Raw genomic sequence first — 16,556 nt, 5'->3', positions numbered from 1 at the left:
AGCGACCGCTCTATTACATAATCGTGTCACTGCGAGCGACTGAAAGGAGCGCGGCAGTCTGGAGATTGCTTCACTTCGTTCGCAATGAGGCTGTGTCGCAACCCTGTTTTGGGTAGTCGCAGGCTTCAGCCTGCGTAATTTCTCCGTCGAGAACGCAACCTAAAGGTTGCGGCTACCAAACAAAAAATCTAATTATGACACAGTCTGAATGACAGCGCTTTGCTGCTACAAAAAGGAGAAGAAAATGATGAAGGGGAAGCAGATCATATTGAAAAAACAGCCACTGGAAGATTTCGTGACCGAAGTTTTCAAAAAATTAGGAGTGGACAGTTCAGATGCCAGAATAGTGGCTAATATTCTGGTTGCTGCTGACTTAAAAGGATTTAGTTCACATGGAGTTTCTCGTCTAAAAAGATATGTGGACGGGATAAAGGCAGGAGGCATTGAACCAGTTACCAAAATAAAGGTAGTAAAAGAGACACCGGTGAGTGCTTTAATTGATGGCGGAAACGGTTTGGGTCAGGTAGTAGCGTACAAGGCTATGAGGAAATGTATCGAAATTGCTGAAAAGACTGGAATGGGTTTTGTTGGCGTGAAAAATAGCAACCACTTTGGAATAGCTGGTTACTATTCAACAATGGCTTTAGAGAAGGATATGATTGGTATTTCTCTCACTAATGCTCGTTTTTCGGTCGCTCCCACTTTCGGAGTGGAACCTGTTCTGGGAACAAATCCTATAAGTGTGGCTGTACCTACTGGTGGACCATTGCCCTTTGTTCTGGATATGGCAACGAGTATTATCCAGAGAGGAAAACTGGAAGTCCTGGAGAGGGAAAATAAAGAGATGCTCTCAGGCTGGGCAATAGATGAAAGAGGCAAGACCCTCACCAATCCAAAAAAGGTTACTGAAGGTATATTTACGAGAAAAGCAGCGCTTCTCCCCTTGGGAGGAATAGGAGAAGAGTTGGGTGGGCATAAGGGATATGGTCTGGGTCTGCTTGTAGATATTCTATGCGCTTGCCTCACAGGAGCCAATTATGGTTTACATCTTTCACGATTAAAAAAGGGGGGGTACAATCTTGGCCATTTCCTGGGAGCAATTAAGATAGAACTTTTTCGCCCACTCGATGAATTTAAGAAGACGATAGATTCGATGTTCAGAGAAATAAAAGGTTCTAAGAAATTTCCCGGGAAAGAGAGAATCTATATTGCCGGGGAGAAAGAATTTGAGATGGAAAATCGGAGAAAAAAAGAAGGGATTCCAGTACACCCTGAGGTATTTGAATATATGAATTCCCTGAAGGAAACGCTAAAAATAAAAAGATTCGACATTCAATCGTAATCTTTTTATTTGATTATTTAAAAGAAAAAATATAGAATACTCTAAAATATAAGAATATGAAAATAAAACAAAAATTTTCCCTTTCGTTTTTTATAACTATTTTTTTCTTCCTTCCATTAATCTTCCAATCTGTAAATAGCTCTCCTTCACCTATTCAGGAAAAAATAGAATCTTTAAGGCAGGTAATTAAAGAGACAGAAAACCTCTATAATCAGGCAGTTATAGCCTACGAAGAAGGAAAGATTGATCTCGCAGAGAATCTTTATAAACGAGCTTTGAAAAAATTGGCGAAGGCCAATCTGGATGCTGTTCTGAACTATCAATTGAAGGAGGAATACGATAATCTATTCGGCAAAATGGACGTGCTTCTGGAAGAAATGGAAAGAAATTCCAAATCGATCCTCGATGTCTCTAAAGAAGAACTGAAAGGAACAGAAAATCTGGAAGCAGAGAAAATAAAAGAAAATTATACCATACCCATAGATATTGAAAATAGTTTAGCAAAGGAATATATAAGACTTTATACTAAAGGAAAAAGAAGAAAAGCAATTGCTGAAGCACTGGAAAGGTCGGGAAGATACCGAGAGATGATCTTTGGAGTTCTGGAAGAATATGACCTTCCTCGAGAACTGGTCTATTTACCTGTAGTGGAGAGTCTTTATAAAGTGAACGCCTATTCTCGGGCTCGGGCAGTGGGTCTATGGCAGTTAATGGAAACTCCTGCCAGAAACCTGGGATTGGTTATTAATTACTGGATAGACGAGAGGAGAGACCCGGAAAAGGCTACCCGTGCTGCCCTTAAATTCCTCAAAGACCTCCATGCCTGGTTTAATGACTGGCATTTAGCTCTGGCCGCTTATAATCGGGGACAAAGTGGAATTGGTCGTGATTTAAAATTTTCTAAGGCTGTCGACTTTAACCAGTTGGTAGAAAGAAAAGCTCTGCCCAAGGAAACGGAAAACTTTGTTCCCAAATTTATGGCTTGTGTAAGTATTGGAGAAAATTATCAGGAGTACGGTTTCCCCTTAAATTTTGAAGAGCCTTTAAACTATGATGAAATAGTTTTAGATAAAGTAATTGACCTGGAAGTTATTGCCAAGTGCGTGGGCACAACAGAGGCTAAGATAAAAAAATTGAATCCCGCTTTACGAGCCTGGTGTACTCCCAAGAACTATCCCAATTTTAAGTTAAAGCTACCTCCCGGCACAAAGGAGAGATTTCTTACCAACGTTGCTGAAGTAAAAGATTTAACTCCTGGAAGGGGACTTATTCGCTACAAGGTGAAAAAGGGAGATATTTTGGGAATAATTGCTCGAGAATACTATACTACGGTGTATGCAATAAAAAGAGACAATAATATAAAAAATATCAATAAGATCAGGACAGGACAGCTCTTGATTATAAGACCTGGGAGAAAATACTTCCGTGAATAAAAAATAGATTCAATGGAGTAGCAGAGCTTGCTCTGCGTTATTAACGCGAAACAAGTTTCGCTACTCCAGAAACAATGGAGTCCTTGCGAAAGCAAGGTAGTTTGAGGTGTGAATGATGACTCAACATACTCAAAACGAAGGGATGAAGCCAGTATATATCGAGGCCTTCGACCTCGACGATGCCTGGTTCCAGTGTCTCTCAGCAATACTGGAGAAGGGACAAGTCTACACAATTACCAGGGGTAGCTATAAGGGTCAGAAGAGACTAGAACTCGACTTCGTTACTCTCAGAGTTAAGAAACCTTCCCATCAGATAATACCCCTCATTCCCGAAGGTTCAGGCATTCCTCCCCCAACCACCATGGAGTACGTTCAGGGCTATCTGCAATACCTTTTGACCGGAGCCAAGACAGAAACCGAAGACTATACCTATGGTGAAAGGCTGGTTGACCCCAAGGTGAGAATAGAGGAAAATGTTGAGGGAAAGAAGATGATGAGAGAGATTCCCCTTAATGTCAACCAAGTAGAAGAAGTTATAAACATGTACAAGACAGAGGGATATGGCACAAATCAGGCGATAATGGAGATTGGAATGCCTTCTGACGTTAGTTTAAAAGACCCTCCCTGTATGAGATTAATAGATACCAGAATCAGGTATGGCAAACTCCATTTCATACCTTATTTCAGGTCCTGGGATTTATGGGGAGGTTTTCCCTCAAACCTTGGGGGACTGCAACTGGTAAAACAGTATATGGCAGAAGAGATTGGAGTTGAAGACGGAGAAATTATAGCAATAAGTAAAGGGCTCCACTTGTATGATTATACCTGGGAGTGGGCTAAACAAAGGACAACAAAATACGACAAGAAAATAGAGTGAACTAACGATATATTTCTCTGTTTAAACGGAATTGAGCTCAAAAGAGTGATGAAAAAACTTTTCAACCCTAAATCAATAGCAGTTATCGGTGCTTCCCGCCAGGAAGGAAAAGTTGGCCATAGCGTTTTGAAAAATCTCCTCCAATATGGCTACCCAGGAAAGATTTATCCCATCAATCCCAAAGCAGAAGAAATTTTGAGAATAAGAGCATATTCCACAATTTTTGCTGTGGAAGGGGAGATAGACCTCGCTGTGGTTGCCATTCCTTCTCAATTTGTTCCTTCTATCCTTAAAGATTGCGTGAACAGAGGAATCGGCACAGTAGTTATTATTTCAGCCGGCTTCAAAGAATCTGGTAAACAGGGTTCTCAACTCGAAAGAGAATTAGTTGAAACTATCAAAAACTCAGGTATAAGGGTACTCGGTCCGAATTGTCTTGGAATTATCGATACTGCTTCAAACCTCAACGCCTCTTTTGCCGCAGGTATGCCTTCCCCAGGAAATATTGCCTTCTTTTCCCAATCTGGCGCTCTATGTACTGCCGTTTTAGATTGGGCACTTGGGGAAGATGTCGGATTCTCAAAATTCATTAGCCTGGGAAACAAGGCAGATATCGACGAGGTGGACCTGTTGCTTACCTTGGCTGAGGACCATGAAACCAAAGTCATCCTCGGCTACCTGGAAGGAGTAAGCAATGGGACTAGATTTATGGAAGTAGCTAGAGAGGTTTCCCGAAAAAAACCTGTTATTATTATCAAATCTGGACGGACACAAGCCGGTGCAAGAGCTGCCTCTTCACACACAGGAACCTTGACAGGTTTGGACACCGCCTATGAAGCTGCTTTTAGACAATGTGGGATAATCAGAGCTGAGACAGTACAAACTCTTTTTGATTACGCTATTGCCTTTGCCTATCAACCTCTTCCCCGAGGACCAAATCTTGCTATTCTGACCAATGCCGGTGGTCCGGGAATTATTGCAGCTGATGCAGTAGAAAATTCTATTCTCCAGATGGCTTCTTTCAGGGAAAACACAATTAGTAAACTCCGAAAAGAACTCCCCCCTAACGCTTCCATATATAATCCAGTTGATGTGATTGGCGATGCAGGAGCAGATCGTTATGAGAAGGCAATGAAAACCATCGTTGATGACCCGGGAGTTGATAGCCTTACTGTAATTCTGGCTCCTCAAGCGATGACTAAGATAAAAGAAACGGCAGAAGTTATACGCAAAATTTCCTCAGCAGTCTCTGACAAACCCATTGTCTCTTCCTTTATGGGACGGTTGGAAGTTAAAGAAGGTATAAGGATTTTGCGTTCGGGAAAGATACCCAATTATTCTTACCCGGAGCGTACCATTTCTGCTCTGGAGGCTATGGTTAAGTACCGAAAGTGGAAAGAGACACCTTCTGGCAAGACTCTGTCTTTTGAGATAAATAAGAAGAAAGCAGAGGAGATTTTCACAAAAGCGAAAGAGAAAAGCGAAGCGAATTTGACTACCGAAGAGACAAGAGAAGTGCTCTCAGCCTATGGTTTTTCTCTTCCCCAGAGAATCGTTACTGAGACTTCGCGTGAGGCAATCTCTGCGGCGAACTCTCTCGGTTACCCCGTGGTGATGAAGATTGTCTCACCCGATATTTTACACAAATCTGATGTAGGGGGAGTTAAGGTGGGAATCACTGAGAAGTCTCAAGTTGCCATAAGCTTTGAAGACCTCATCTCAAATGCAAAGAGATTTATGCCGGAAGCGTTAATCCTGGGAGTAACTGTAGAAGAGATGATTGCACCAGGGAAAGAGGTAGTATTAGGCTCCTCCAGAGATCCGTCCTTCGGTCCTCTTCTTATGTTCGGGCTTGGGGGAATCTATGTAGAAGTCCTTAAAGACGTATCTTTCAGAATTGCGCCATTAACTTTCAATGAAGCAGAGTTAATGATAAAAGAAATTCGTTCATACCCAATTCTTAAAGGAGTGAGAGGAGAAGAACCTTCTGACTTAATAGCAGTTAGAGAGTCTCTGTTAAGACTGTCTCAACTGGTTACAGATTTTTCCGAAATTTTGGAGATTGATATAAATCCATTGATGGTTTTACCTGCGGGGAAAGGAGCTGTGGTAATAGACTCCCGCTTAACAATAAAAATTTAATTTAAATTGGTAGTGTAGGGGCTTGTCCCCGTAAAAATTACGCCCATAAAGGGCTACACTACCTACAACTTAACTCTTGGCACTGCTACATTTTTAAATAAAGGAGGATGAAATGGTCTCTCTATATGTAGGTTCTACTTCCGAATATTCCGGAAAGACTCTGGTTTGTATAGGTTTGGGAAAGAGGTTTCAAAACGATGGTATATCTGTTGCCTATTTTAAACCTCTGGGAAAACTTCCTGTTAGAGTAGGAAAGGTATTAACTGACGAAGACGGAGTCTCCATGGAGGAAATTTTGGGACTACGGGACCCACTCGATTTAGTTTGCCCGGTTGTTTTGACTCAGGACCTCACCATTCAAGCCTATACGAAAAAAATAAAAAATATCGAGGATAAAGTGATTGACGCTTATAATAAGATTTCTAAGGGTAGAAATTTGGTTCTAATAGGAGGAGCGGGTAATCTCAACGAAGGTTCATTCTTAGGTATCCCCGGAAAAAAACTAATTAAAAAAATGAAAGCAAAAACCGTATTAATTAACAAATGCGAAACAGATATTTCAGTAGACTCTATTCTTGCTGCCAGCGAGTTTCTGGGAGAAAGTTTTATAGGTGTTGTTCTAAACCGCGTAGCCTCAGACAGGATTGACTATTTCAAAAGGAGAATAGTTCCTTTTTTGAAAAGAGAGGGAATCGAAGTTTTAGGCATGATTCCTCAGGATACCTTATTAAATGCTATTAGCATTGGCGAACTCTGTAATAACCTGGGAGGAGAAATTCTTTGTTGCGATGATAAGCTGGACGAGCTAGTGGAACATTTTATGATAGGGGCTATGAATGTCGAAGGGGCTTTAAGGTATTTCCGAAAAGTTCAAAACAAAGCGGTTATTACTGGAGGTGACCGCCCGGACATCCAGCTTGCTGCCCTGGAAACCTCGACGAGATGCATTATTTTAACAGGCAACCTTTTCCCCAGCAATATTATAATTTCTCGGGCAGAAGAACGGCAAGTACCGATGATATTGGTTAAAGAAGACACACTCACAACGGTTGAAAAAATAGAAAGCCTACTGAGACGCTTGAGAGTTAGCGGGAAGAAGAAGGTGACCAGAGCAGTAGAACTGGTTAATCGGGAGATAAATTTCCGGTATTTATATGATAAATTAGGTATCAAGGCAAAATAAAATGTTGCCGCAGGGCGATAACTCTGCATTGTAAGGGCGATCCCGATGTATCGGGATGGTCGCCCAAAGGAAGGGACGGCACGGAGTCCGTCCCCTACAGGGGAGCAAAGCTTACGCTTTGCTGCTACAAAAAATAAATATAGAACAAAAATGATTCCACTTAAAGACACCATACCATCAGAAAGGTATCCCATTAGCACCATATTTCTAATTGTGGCAAACATTTCTGTTTTTTTTTATGAGCTTAGCCTCGGTCGACAATTGCCAGAACTTGTGAAATTTGCTGGTGTGGTGCCCGCGCGCTTTTTTGATTCTCGCCTCTATGTATCTCAAGGACTCCTTAGGAGTTACTTTCCAATATTCACTTCCCTTTTCCTACATGGAGGATGGGTTCATCTTCTGGGCAATATGTTGTATCTCTGGATTTTTGCTGATAATGTAGAGGATAGATTGGGACATTTTAAGTTCCTGATTTTCTATCTCCTTTGCGGATTGGGGGCAAGCTTAGCTCATATCTTTGCCAATCCCACTTCTTCTGTGCCCTCGATTGGTGCCAGTGGGGCTATTGCTGGGATTTTGGGTGCATACTTTATCCTCTATCCTAAATCCCGGGTCATCACTCTTGTGCCAATCTTTTTCTTTTTCCAGATAATTAAGCTACCTGCTTTCATATTTTTAGGAATTTGGTTTTTAATGCAGTTTTTCATTGGAGTGTTAACCCTGGGTCCAGGGACTGCCCAGGCAGGAGGAATTGCCTGGTGGGCACATATTGGCGGATTTTTAAGTGGAATATTTTTTATTCTACTCTTAAAAGGCAAAAAACATCCCAAAAGAAAGTAAATAGAATTTTTTGCTATGTATAAAAAATATCTAATAGATAACGGTTTGAAAGTCATAACAGCTCCAATGAAAGGGACGCGAGCAGTCACTGTTTTGATTTTAATTGGAACAGGGTCTCGCTATGAATCTCGGCAACTGAACGGCATTACCCATTTTTTGGAGCATATGTTCTTTAGGGGAACGAGCAAGCGTCCAAGCGCCAAAACCATTTCCGAAACTATTGATAGAGTAGGAGGAGAACTAAACGCTTATACCAGCGAAGAGAGCACTGGCTTTTTCATTCACTTAGCCAGTCCTCACCTGGAGCTCGCTCTCGATGTTCTTTCAGATATGTTACTTAATTCCAAATTTGAAAGAGAAGAGATTGAAAAGGAAAAAGGCGTGATTTTGGAAGAGATTAATATGCATCAGGATAAACCAGATATTCAGGTTGTAAATATTTATGAATCTCTACTCTACGGCAACCAGCCCCTGGGCTGGGAAGTAATCGGAAAGAAAGAGGTAGTTAAAAATATCGATCGGGAAAAATTATTGGTTTATAGGAAGAATAATTTTTCTTCCAATAATACTGTAATTTCCATTGCTGGTGATGTCCAGTCTGGAAAGACTTCGGCTTTGGTTAAGAAGTATTTAAGAAGATGGAAAAACAGAAAAAAACCTTCTTACCTGCCTTTAGAAGAAAAACAGACCGCTCCTGCTACAACTCTTCAATATAGAAAGACTGACCAGGCTTATCTATGTCTGGGAGTAAGGACTTTTGCTTATAAACATCCCGACTATTATGTGCTCAGGGTTTTAAATACGATTCTGGGAGGAATGGTAAGTTCCCGGCTCTTCGTTAGGCTTCGAGAAGAAGAAGGTATAGTTTATTCAGTTGATTCTTTAAGGGAATCTTATCTGGATGGGGGGAACCTGCGTGTCAATGCGGGAGTGGAGATAAACAAAACAGAAATTGCCATTACGACCATTTTGGAAGAGTTTAAAAGAATGTGTCAAGAAATTGTTGGAAAAGAAGAATTGGGAAAAGCTAAAGAATACTTGAAAGGCAGACTGGCTCTGGAACTGGAGCTTTCTCCAGGGGTAGCAAGTTTTCTGGGCCATCAAGAACTTCTTTTAGGAGAGATTAAACTGCCGGAAAAACAGATGAAAGAAATTGAAAAAGTTACTTCAGACGACATAAACAGAGTAGCCAAAAAGATTTTCGTTAAGGAGCACCTTAATCTGGCAGTAGTTGGTCCTTTTACAGATAAAGAAAAATTTGTAAAATTATTGAAATTTTAATTTTTCACTTGATGAATAGTCCATTTATGTATATAATTCTATGGTGAAAGGACAAACAATGCGTAAAATAAAAAAACCTCTACCAGTAAAGTTAATAATGGGTATGATATCTCCGAATGTAGACCTTTTCGACCAGCTAACACAAATTTTAGTTGAGAAATTTGGGCCGGTAGATTTGAAAAGCAATGTATTCAACTTTGACAAGACCGATTACTACGAAGAAGAGATAGGCAAAAATTTAAAGAGACGATTTTTAAGTTTTTGCGAGTTAATTGAACCAAGGGGGTTAGTAGAGATTAAATTATTTACCAACAGTCTGGAAGAAAAGTTTTCGCTTTCCAAAGATGAACCAAGCCGTCTTATTAATCTTGACCCGGGTTATCTCGATTGTACAAAGCTGGTCTTAGCCAACACTAAAGATTCACCAAACAGAATTTATTTAAGAGAGATGATCTATGCAGAGATAACTTTATATTTCAGCCAGGGAACTTTTAAGTTCCGACCCTGGACTTTTCCCGACTATAAAACCCGGGAGTACATTGAAACGTTTAATCAGATTAGGAAACTTTACATTAGTCAAAGGCGCAATATTATTTCCAAAAAAGTAGATAAAAAATTTTAAACTTCTTGACAAAATTTCATTATCGCATTATAATTATTTTAAAAGGAATAAGCAGAGATTGCTCTGCGTTATTAACGCGAAACAAGTTTCGCTACTCCAAAAGACTGTGGAGTAGCAGACCTTGTTATTAACGCGAAACAAGTTTCGCTACTCCAAAAGACTGTGGAGTAGCAGACCTTGGTCTGCGTTGGAAAATTTTGAAAATTCTTTTTAAGGGCAATTAGCTCAGCGGGAGAGCGCTGCTTTCACAAGGCAGAAGTCGCTGGTTCAACCCCAGCATTGCCCAGGTTAACGATTGGAATTTTAAATTCCTAGTTTTTTTTAAAGGGGGGAGGTGAAATCGATGGCAGCTAAGAAGAAAAAGAAGGCCAAGAAGAAAAAAAAGGGCAAGAAGAAAAAGAAAAAATCGTGTTAAAAAAGAATTACATCTTAAAAGATTTTTAAAAGAAAGGAGCGACTCCCTCCAGAGTCGCTCTTTTCTTTGTGCAGTTACTTCTTAATAAACGGAGAAAAAACTCCCTTTCCTCTCTGGGGAGAGGGTTAAGCCTGCCACAGCCAGGACCTGCCCGTGCCTGGCACGAGCCACGGTCAGGGGTGCGGGGAAAATAATTTTATGGCAGATGCAACTTTATTGGAAAGGAGGACTAAATTGAAAAAGAATTTCTGGAAAATTATGGTGTTAAGCTTTGCTATCGGGGTTGGGTGGTCTATAATGTCGTGTGGTTTTGCTGAAGAAGTATCAAAGTCCACGCAAGAAGAGTGGAAATTACCAGCCCCCAAGAAAAAAAGTAAAGTTAGTCTTGAAAAAGCACTGAATCTTCGTCGGTCGAGCAAGGAGGGTTTTTCCAGTAAGGAATTAAAGGAAAAAGAGATCGGACAAATCCTATGGGCAGCAAGAGGAGTTAATCGTCCTAATGGAAAGCTTACTTCTCCTTCAGCAACGGCTCGCTATTCGGTCTCAGTTTATGTTGCTACAAGCAAAGGCACTTTCCTCTATATTCCCGAAAACCATTCTCTCTTATCCATTAGTAATAGAGATATACGGAAAGGTATAGGCACACAGGAATACGTGAAGACCGCTCCTGTTATTTTGATGTTTGTTGCGGATTTCTCGAAATTGTCTGAGTTTTCTATGACCAGGAAAATTTCTTTCGTCAGCGCAGAAGCAGGAGCCATTGGAGAAAACGTTTACTTGCAGTGCGCGGCATTAAAATTAGGAACCTGCTTTGTAGCTTCTGTAGACAAAAAATTCGTAAAGACAACTCTTGAGTTCGAAAAAGACATAGAACCCTTATTTATAATGCCCATAGGTCACTCCAGGTGAAATCGGATAACTTTTAGAGGAACTTTCAAGTTGACTTTCCCCTAAAAATTTAGTATAAGTAAGTTAGATTTTTTTTGGGGAGCGGACGTGAATGAACAATTAGAGAGATTAATCGAGTTGCAGGAAGTCGATTTACTTCTTGACCGCATTCGAAGTGAAATCGACCAGATCCCCCAAGAAATTGACAGATTGAAAAGAGAGTTTGAAGAAAGCCAGGCATCGTTTAACGAGTCGAAAAAGAAGATGGCTGAACTACAAGTAGGTAGGAAAAGTAAAGAACTCGAACTCAAGACCAAAGAGGAAGAACTTAAAAAACATCAGAGCGAACTCTTTTCAATAAAGACAAACGAAGCCTATACTGCATTACTGAAAGAAATTGAGGAAGGTAAGAAGTTAAAAAATGATATTGAAAATACAGTTCTTGCAGTGATGGAGCAAGAGGATGCTTTACTTACCGAAGAGAAGATAAAAAAAGAAGAGCTGGCTAAGAAGAAAGAAGAAGTTACTAAACAACAAAAGGAATTAGAAGACAGATTGCAACGCTTAAAGCAGAATCTACAGGAAGTTCAATCGGAACAGAAACAGAAAATAGCTAACATCGAATCGGAAATATTTAAAAGGTATCAGAGAATAAGGGAAAAGAAGGATGGAGTGGCAGTTGTTCCGTTAACTAATGGATTTTGTGGAGGGTGTAGCATAGTCTTACCACCTCAGGTTATAAATGATGTTTTGAAAGGGGAAGACCTAGTAGCTTGTAGAAATTGTTTGAGGATACTATATCTGAAGGAAGAAAAGTGAAGGAATCTGAGTTAAGGGAAGAGACCTACAGGATATTGAACACTCTTGCCCAGGAGAAGTCTTTTCGCTCAGCAAAGAAGAGACTTCCTGGGCTCACCGATAAAGAAATATGGAAAGCTATCTCCGTTGCAGCTTCTATGGTAAAATCTTTCCCCGGAGTTAAAAGATACAGAAATCTCAAGGTATATGTCGATGGATCTGCAGAGCCCAATCCCGGCCCTTCCGGGATCGGGGTAGTTATTTATGATGAGAAAAAGAAGAAAATTAAAGAGGTAAATAAATATATCGGTTTAGCAACTAACAATGTAGCTGAATACAAGGCTTTAATTCAGGGATTGAAAGAGAGTAAAAAGCTATTAGCGCAAAGTGTTAACGTATTCAGCGATTCCCAATTGTTGATTAATCAGATGGACGGAAGGTTTCGAATAAACAACAAAGACCTACGGAGACTATTCCAACAAGCAAAAAACCTCGAAGGCAAGTTTGAAAAAGTGACTTATTGCCTGATAGGTAGAAATAAGAATAAGGTAGCCGACCAACTTGCCAGTATAGCAATAAAAAAGTAGTAGCTCCGATTCATCGGAGCGTCTTAGGAGTAGCAGACTTTAGTCTGCGTACATAACGCAACCTAAAGGTTGCGACTACCCAATAATAAATGGTAGCCGCAGGCTTTAGCCTGCGTATATATAGGTTTGAAGTGAACCGGATGGTTGCTCCGATATTTATCGGAGAGGAAAGTCCGAACTCCACAGGGCAGGGTGTTCCGTGTAAACGGAAGGGGAGCGATCCTACGGAAAGTGGCACAGAAACCAGGTACAGGTAATGCTGTAGTGAAAAGGCTAAACCCCACTCGGAGCAAGACCGAATAGCAGAGGAGAGACGGCCCGTCTCGTTACTACTCTATGGGTTGGTCGCTTAGATAAATAACCATCGTTCCGATTTGTAGTCGGAATACAGGATTCGGCTTACAGGTTCATTTCAAGCCTTTCTATTTTATTATTTAGTAACCGCAACTTCTGGGTTCCCCCGATGAAATAGGGGGTCTTTCCTCCCTTTCGGGAGGACTCCAAAAGATGAAGTCCCTGACTACCAGTTATTATTTGGGAATATTGACTTTTTTTCCAAAAAGATATAAGATAAAAAACAAGGAAATACCAAAAATTTTGTTTGATAAGGAAAATAACTATGAAAGCAATTGAAGCGTTGAAGACCAGAAGAAGTAAAAGAAAATTTTTGCCTACGCCTGTCCCCAAAAAAGTAATTAAAGATATCATCGATTGTGGTCGACTTGCTCCCAGTGCAGTGAACATACAACCTGTAGAGTTCATTGTGGTTACCAAGGAGGAAATCAGGAAGAAAATAGCAGAAATGACCGATTACGGCAGGTTTATTGTGGAGGCTCCTGTCTGCATTGTCATTTTTTCTCGCCAGACGAAATACTACTTAGAAGATGGTTGTGCAGCAACAGAGAACATACTCTTAGCTGCTCACGCACATGGATTAGGAGCCTGCTGGGTAGCTGGAGACAAGAAACTATATGCAGAGAAGGTCCGCCAACTGCTCGGAGCACCTCAAAATTTTAAACTAATCACTCTCATTCCCCTGGGTTATAGTAAAGAGGAACCGAAGCCGGCCAAGAGAAAACTGAAAGACGTCCTCCACTGGGAAAAATATTGAGTTTGAGATTCAAAAATGCTCATTGTAGGAATTGATGAGAATGGATTAGGTTTTCGGAACCAGAGAATGTTGGGACCTCTGGTGGTAACCGCTACTGCCTTTAGAATAGAAAGAGGTTATGACTTCAATAAAGATTTTTTCTGGAATGAGCTTAAAAAGGTAGTTTCAAAAGATAAAAGTGATAAGAAGAGCCTCATTGTCTGTGATAGTAAAGAACTTTTCAAGAGCAATAACCAGAAAACATATAAATTAGCAGAGGCTACAGTACTTGCTTTCTATTCTCTTTTGAATAGAAAATTGCCCCAAGATTTCGATAACGATTTTTTCTCCAAAATAGTTCTCAATGGACAGGGTCTTCTTAGTGATTGTCCTGTAAATTGGAAAAGCTCCCTCTGTGGAATCGGTGCTCCCTACAATCTCCCCGCCTGGAAAGCAGAAACTCAATTTATAGAAAATATCTCAGAAAAATTGAAAGAGACGTTAAGAAAAAAGAGAATTGAATTCATTTTTTGGAAAAGTGGAATATTTTGTCCTTCCATTCTTAATAAGACGGGAGAGAAAAATCTGGATAAGTACTGGCTCGAGGTTCAAACAATAGGTGATTTTATTAATCTATTTCTGGAAAACTACCCAGAAGAAGAAATTTCCTTTTTTTCAGGGAAGATAGATGGCTGGGGAAAGAAGAAAATTTTGAGTTGCTTGGGAGAGAGATTTGAAATTCAACCTTTTCCTACAAAAGAGGGAATAGATATTTTTACAGTCTTCCATAAAAAGAAAAAATTGAAGCTCTGTTTTATCAAGTCCGGTGATAAGTTCATCTTTCCCATCTCCCTTTCCTCAATTTTTGGCAAATACATCAGAGAAATATTTATTAGACGGATAAACGAATTCTTTCAAAAGTTTGATAGTTCCTTAGATTGGTGTGGAGGATACAGGCAAGGCAGGAGATTTGATGGCTTCCTGAAAAGGGCTGCCGAAATAGCAACTATGGAGAGAATTCCACAAGAATGTTTGCTCCGGTAGAAAGACGAATTATGAAAGCTTTTCTGGACATTGAGACCTCATTTGAAGGAGAAATAACTGTTCTGGGAATATATCGCGGGGATGGCACGCTAATTCAGTTAGTGGGAAAAGAAATTACCAAGCCAAACTTGCTTAAGAGCCTTGTGGGGACAACTGCCATTTACACTTACAATGGGAGCAGGTTTGATCTCCCGGTCATAAAGGAGAAGCTGAGTGTAGATTTGGATGATTTTTTCGCAACCTACGACTTGATGTACGACTGCTGGGAAAGAAATCTTTATGGTGGTTTAAAAAAAGTCGAACAAATACTAGGAATTAAAAGACGCCTGAAAGAGGTAGATGGCTGGGTAGCTATGGAACTATGGTACCAATACGAAAAAGAAAATAACAAAAAGGCCTTACAAGTGTTACTGGAGTATAATAAAGAAGACATTGTTAATCTTCCTATCTTAATGGAAAAACTTGGAAAAAGGGGTGGTGATTAGTATGCCAGGGAAAGTACCGGCCAAGAGAGAGAAGAAGAAGCCAAAAAAGAAGAAAAAGTAAAGGAGTATAGGCGCTCATTCTGGTAAACGAATGTAGCAGCAGAGCGAAGCTCTGCTTCATTGGCAATGCAGGTCTTTATGTCCGTAACGGTGCGTCAATGTAAGTAGTGTAGGGGCTTGTCCCCGTAGAGATTACGCCCATAAAGGGCTACACTACGGATAATGTTTTGGTCGCGTAGGGGCGACCTTTATGGTCGCCCAGGGGCTTTATGCCCGTAATTTGAGTATGAAAAAACAGAATTTACATCATAAAGCAAACTTATTGGGAGAACTGGCTGGCTTCGATGTAACTGGTTTCCCCCTGGCTATTTTCCCTAAGAAACACATTGCCCGTTCCAGTCTCATCTATCCTGCGGCAGGACAAAAAGGTGAATGTATAAATCTGTTTAAAGTTCTGCAAACTAATTTTTGCGAGAACAACTGCTTCTACTGCGTAAATAGGAAAGACAGAGATTGTCCTCGAATAGAATTCACACCTCAAGAGCTTGCTTCTCTTTTCCTGGAATACTATAAGAAAAGGTGGGTTAAAGGGCTTTTTCTTTCTTCAGCAATAAATGTTTCTCCTAATGCCAGTCAAGAAAAGATGCTGGGGACTCTAAAGATTTTAAGGCAACGGTATAATTACCAGGGATATATACACTGTAAAATTCTGCCTGGTGTAGATACTGGCCTCATCGAAGCCACAGGAAGATTAGCAGATAGGCTCTCTATGAACTTAGAAGCACCAAACCAGAAATGCCTTTCTGAACTATCTGCGGATAAGAATTTCCATCGAGAACTGCTCGATGGGTTGAAGAAGATTGCCTCTTTTCATGGGAAACATCCCTTGAAAGGAGGAGTGACCACTCAGCTCGTAGTAGGAGCGGCAAAGGAGGGGGATAAGGAAATCCTTTCTCTGAGTCACAATCTTTATAGAGGCCATAACCTTCGTAGAGTCTATTACAGTGCTTTCACTCCGGTAGAAGATACTCCTTTGGAGAACTTGCGTCCTTGTCCTCCTTTGAGAGAATTCCGTCTTTATCAGGCCGATTTTCTCTTACGGAAATATAATTTCACTCCAGAGGAATTGATTTTTGATGAGAAAGGGGATCTCTATCTGGATAAAGACCCCAAGTTAGTATGGGCTTTAAGTAATACAGACAGGTTTCCGGTAGAAATAAATAAAGCTTCGTTCGAAGAACTGATCAGAGTTCCTGGAATTGGTAGAATATCAGCTAGGAAAATTCTGGATATAAGGAAAAACACTAAATTGAAGGAACTGGAACAGTTGAAAAAGTTGGGCACGGTTGTTAAACGAGCACGAAAATTTATAACTCTAAATGGAAAATTTTATCCTGCAAAGAAGGAACTCGAACCAGAAATAGACAAACAACTCTTCCTTTGGGAAGAGATTTGACAAATGGGAAAAAAGTTCCCTATCCCCCTTGGGGGAGAGAGTTAGGCCTGCCTGTGCGCCTGTCCATTCTGGG

Annotated in this window: 15 protein-coding genes, 1 tRNA gene and 1 other RNA gene; all 17 read left to right on the top strand. The window is 40.5% G+C overall.

From position 1 onward, the window contains the following. The first annotated feature begins 244 nt into the window (after window positions 1-244). Window positions 245-1,342 (top strand): Ldh family oxidoreductase, encoded by a 1,098-nt coding sequence (locus VMW39_01495; protein ID HUW22693.1) that lies wholly within the window; start codon window positions 245-247, stop codon window positions 1,340-1,342. Window positions 1,343-1,398: 56 nt separating this feature from the next. Next, entirely contained in the window at window positions 1,399-2,775 is a 1,377-nt protein-coding gene (locus VMW39_01490) for a transglycosylase SLT domain-containing protein (GenBank protein ID HUW22692.1), read from the top strand. 112 nt (window positions 2,776-2,887) lie between these two features. Next, window positions 2,888-3,652, top strand: a complete 765-nt coding sequence (locus VMW39_01485; protein ID HUW22691.1) for a thymidylate synthase — start codon at window positions 2,888-2,890, stop codon at window positions 3,650-3,652. A 48-nt stretch (window positions 3,653-3,700) separates the two neighbouring features. Next, complete coding sequence (locus VMW39_01480; GenBank protein HUW22690.1) at window positions 3,701-5,794, top strand: acetate--CoA ligase; 2,094 nt, start codon at window positions 3,701-3,703, stop codon at window positions 5,792-5,794. Window positions 5,795-5,906: 112 nt separating this feature from the next. After that, window positions 5,907-6,977 (top strand): phosphotransacetylase family protein, encoded by a 1,071-nt coding sequence (locus VMW39_01475; protein HUW22689.1) that lies wholly within the window; start codon window positions 5,907-5,909, stop codon window positions 6,975-6,977. Between the two features lie 150 nt (window positions 6,978-7,127). Further along, window positions 7,128-7,817: a rhomboid family intramembrane serine protease gene (locus tag VMW39_01470; GenBank protein HUW22688.1), complete on the top strand. Its 690-nt coding sequence runs from the start codon at window positions 7,128-7,130 to the stop codon at window positions 7,815-7,817. Window positions 7,818-7,832: 15 nt separating this feature from the next. Further along, window positions 7,833-9,098 carry a pitrilysin family protein gene (locus tag VMW39_01465; protein ID HUW22687.1) on the top strand — a complete coding sequence of 422 codons (1,266 nt, stop codon included), beginning with the start codon at window positions 7,833-7,835 and terminating at the stop codon, window positions 9,096-9,098. Between the two features lie 58 nt (window positions 9,099-9,156). Continuing rightward, a complete protein-coding gene (locus tag VMW39_01460; GenBank protein HUW22686.1) occupies window positions 9,157-9,720 on the top strand; it encodes a DUF4416 family protein in 564 nt (187 codons plus the stop codon). A gap of 214 nt (window positions 9,721-9,934) precedes the next feature. After that, window positions 9,935-10,006, top strand: a tRNA-Val gene (locus VMW39_01455). 327 nt (window positions 10,007-10,333) lie between these two features. Then, the gene (locus VMW39_01450; GenBank protein HUW22685.1) at window positions 10,334-11,044 is read left to right on the top strand and encodes a SagB/ThcOx family dehydrogenase; all 711 of its coding nucleotides are present in this window, start codon (window positions 10,334-10,336) and stop codon (window positions 11,042-11,044) included. Window positions 11,045-11,131: 87 nt separating this feature from the next. Further along, window positions 11,132-11,842 carry a C4-type zinc ribbon domain-containing protein gene (locus VMW39_01445; protein ID HUW22684.1) on the top strand — a complete coding sequence of 237 codons (711 nt, stop codon included), beginning with the start codon at window positions 11,132-11,134 and terminating at the stop codon, window positions 11,840-11,842. Further along, window positions 11,839-12,408: a ribonuclease HI family protein gene (locus tag VMW39_01440; GenBank protein HUW22683.1), complete on the top strand. Its 570-nt coding sequence runs from the start codon at window positions 11,839-11,841 to the stop codon at window positions 12,406-12,408. The genes VMW39_01445 and VMW39_01440 overlap by 4 nt, the downstream gene beginning before the upstream one ends. A 128-nt stretch (window positions 12,409-12,536) precedes the next feature. Further along, an RNA gene (gene rnpB, locus VMW39_01435) (RNase P RNA component class A) lies at window positions 12,537-12,826 on the top strand. 201 nt (window positions 12,827-13,027) lie between these two features. After that, complete coding sequence (locus VMW39_01430; protein HUW22682.1) at window positions 13,028-13,519, top strand: nitroreductase family protein; 492 nt, start codon at window positions 13,028-13,030, stop codon at window positions 13,517-13,519. A 15-nt stretch (window positions 13,520-13,534) separates the two neighbouring features. Then, window positions 13,535-14,542 carry a hypothetical protein gene (locus VMW39_01425; GenBank protein HUW22681.1) on the top strand — a complete coding sequence of 336 codons (1,008 nt, stop codon included), beginning with the start codon at window positions 13,535-13,537 and terminating at the stop codon, window positions 14,540-14,542. Then, entirely contained in the window at window positions 14,527-15,027 is a 501-nt protein-coding gene (locus VMW39_01420) for a ribonuclease H-like domain-containing protein (protein HUW22680.1), read from the top strand. Before VMW39_01425 ends, VMW39_01420 begins: the two co-directional genes overlap by 16 nt. Before the next feature lie 250 nt (window positions 15,028-15,277). Further along, the gene (locus VMW39_01415) at window positions 15,278-16,483 is read left to right on the top strand and encodes a putative DNA modification/repair radical SAM protein (protein ID HUW22679.1); all 1,206 of its coding nucleotides are present in this window, start codon (window positions 15,278-15,280) and stop codon (window positions 16,481-16,483) included. The last annotated feature ends 73 nt before the right edge of the window (window positions 16,484-16,556 follow it).

The sequence above is a fragment of the bacterium genome (assembly GCA_035530055.1).
GTDB lineage: Bacteria > UBA6262 > WVXT01 > WVXT01 > WVXT01 > WVXT01.
Note: the sequence above shows the minus strand (reverse complement) of the source record. Positions and strands in the feature narration are given on the sequence as shown.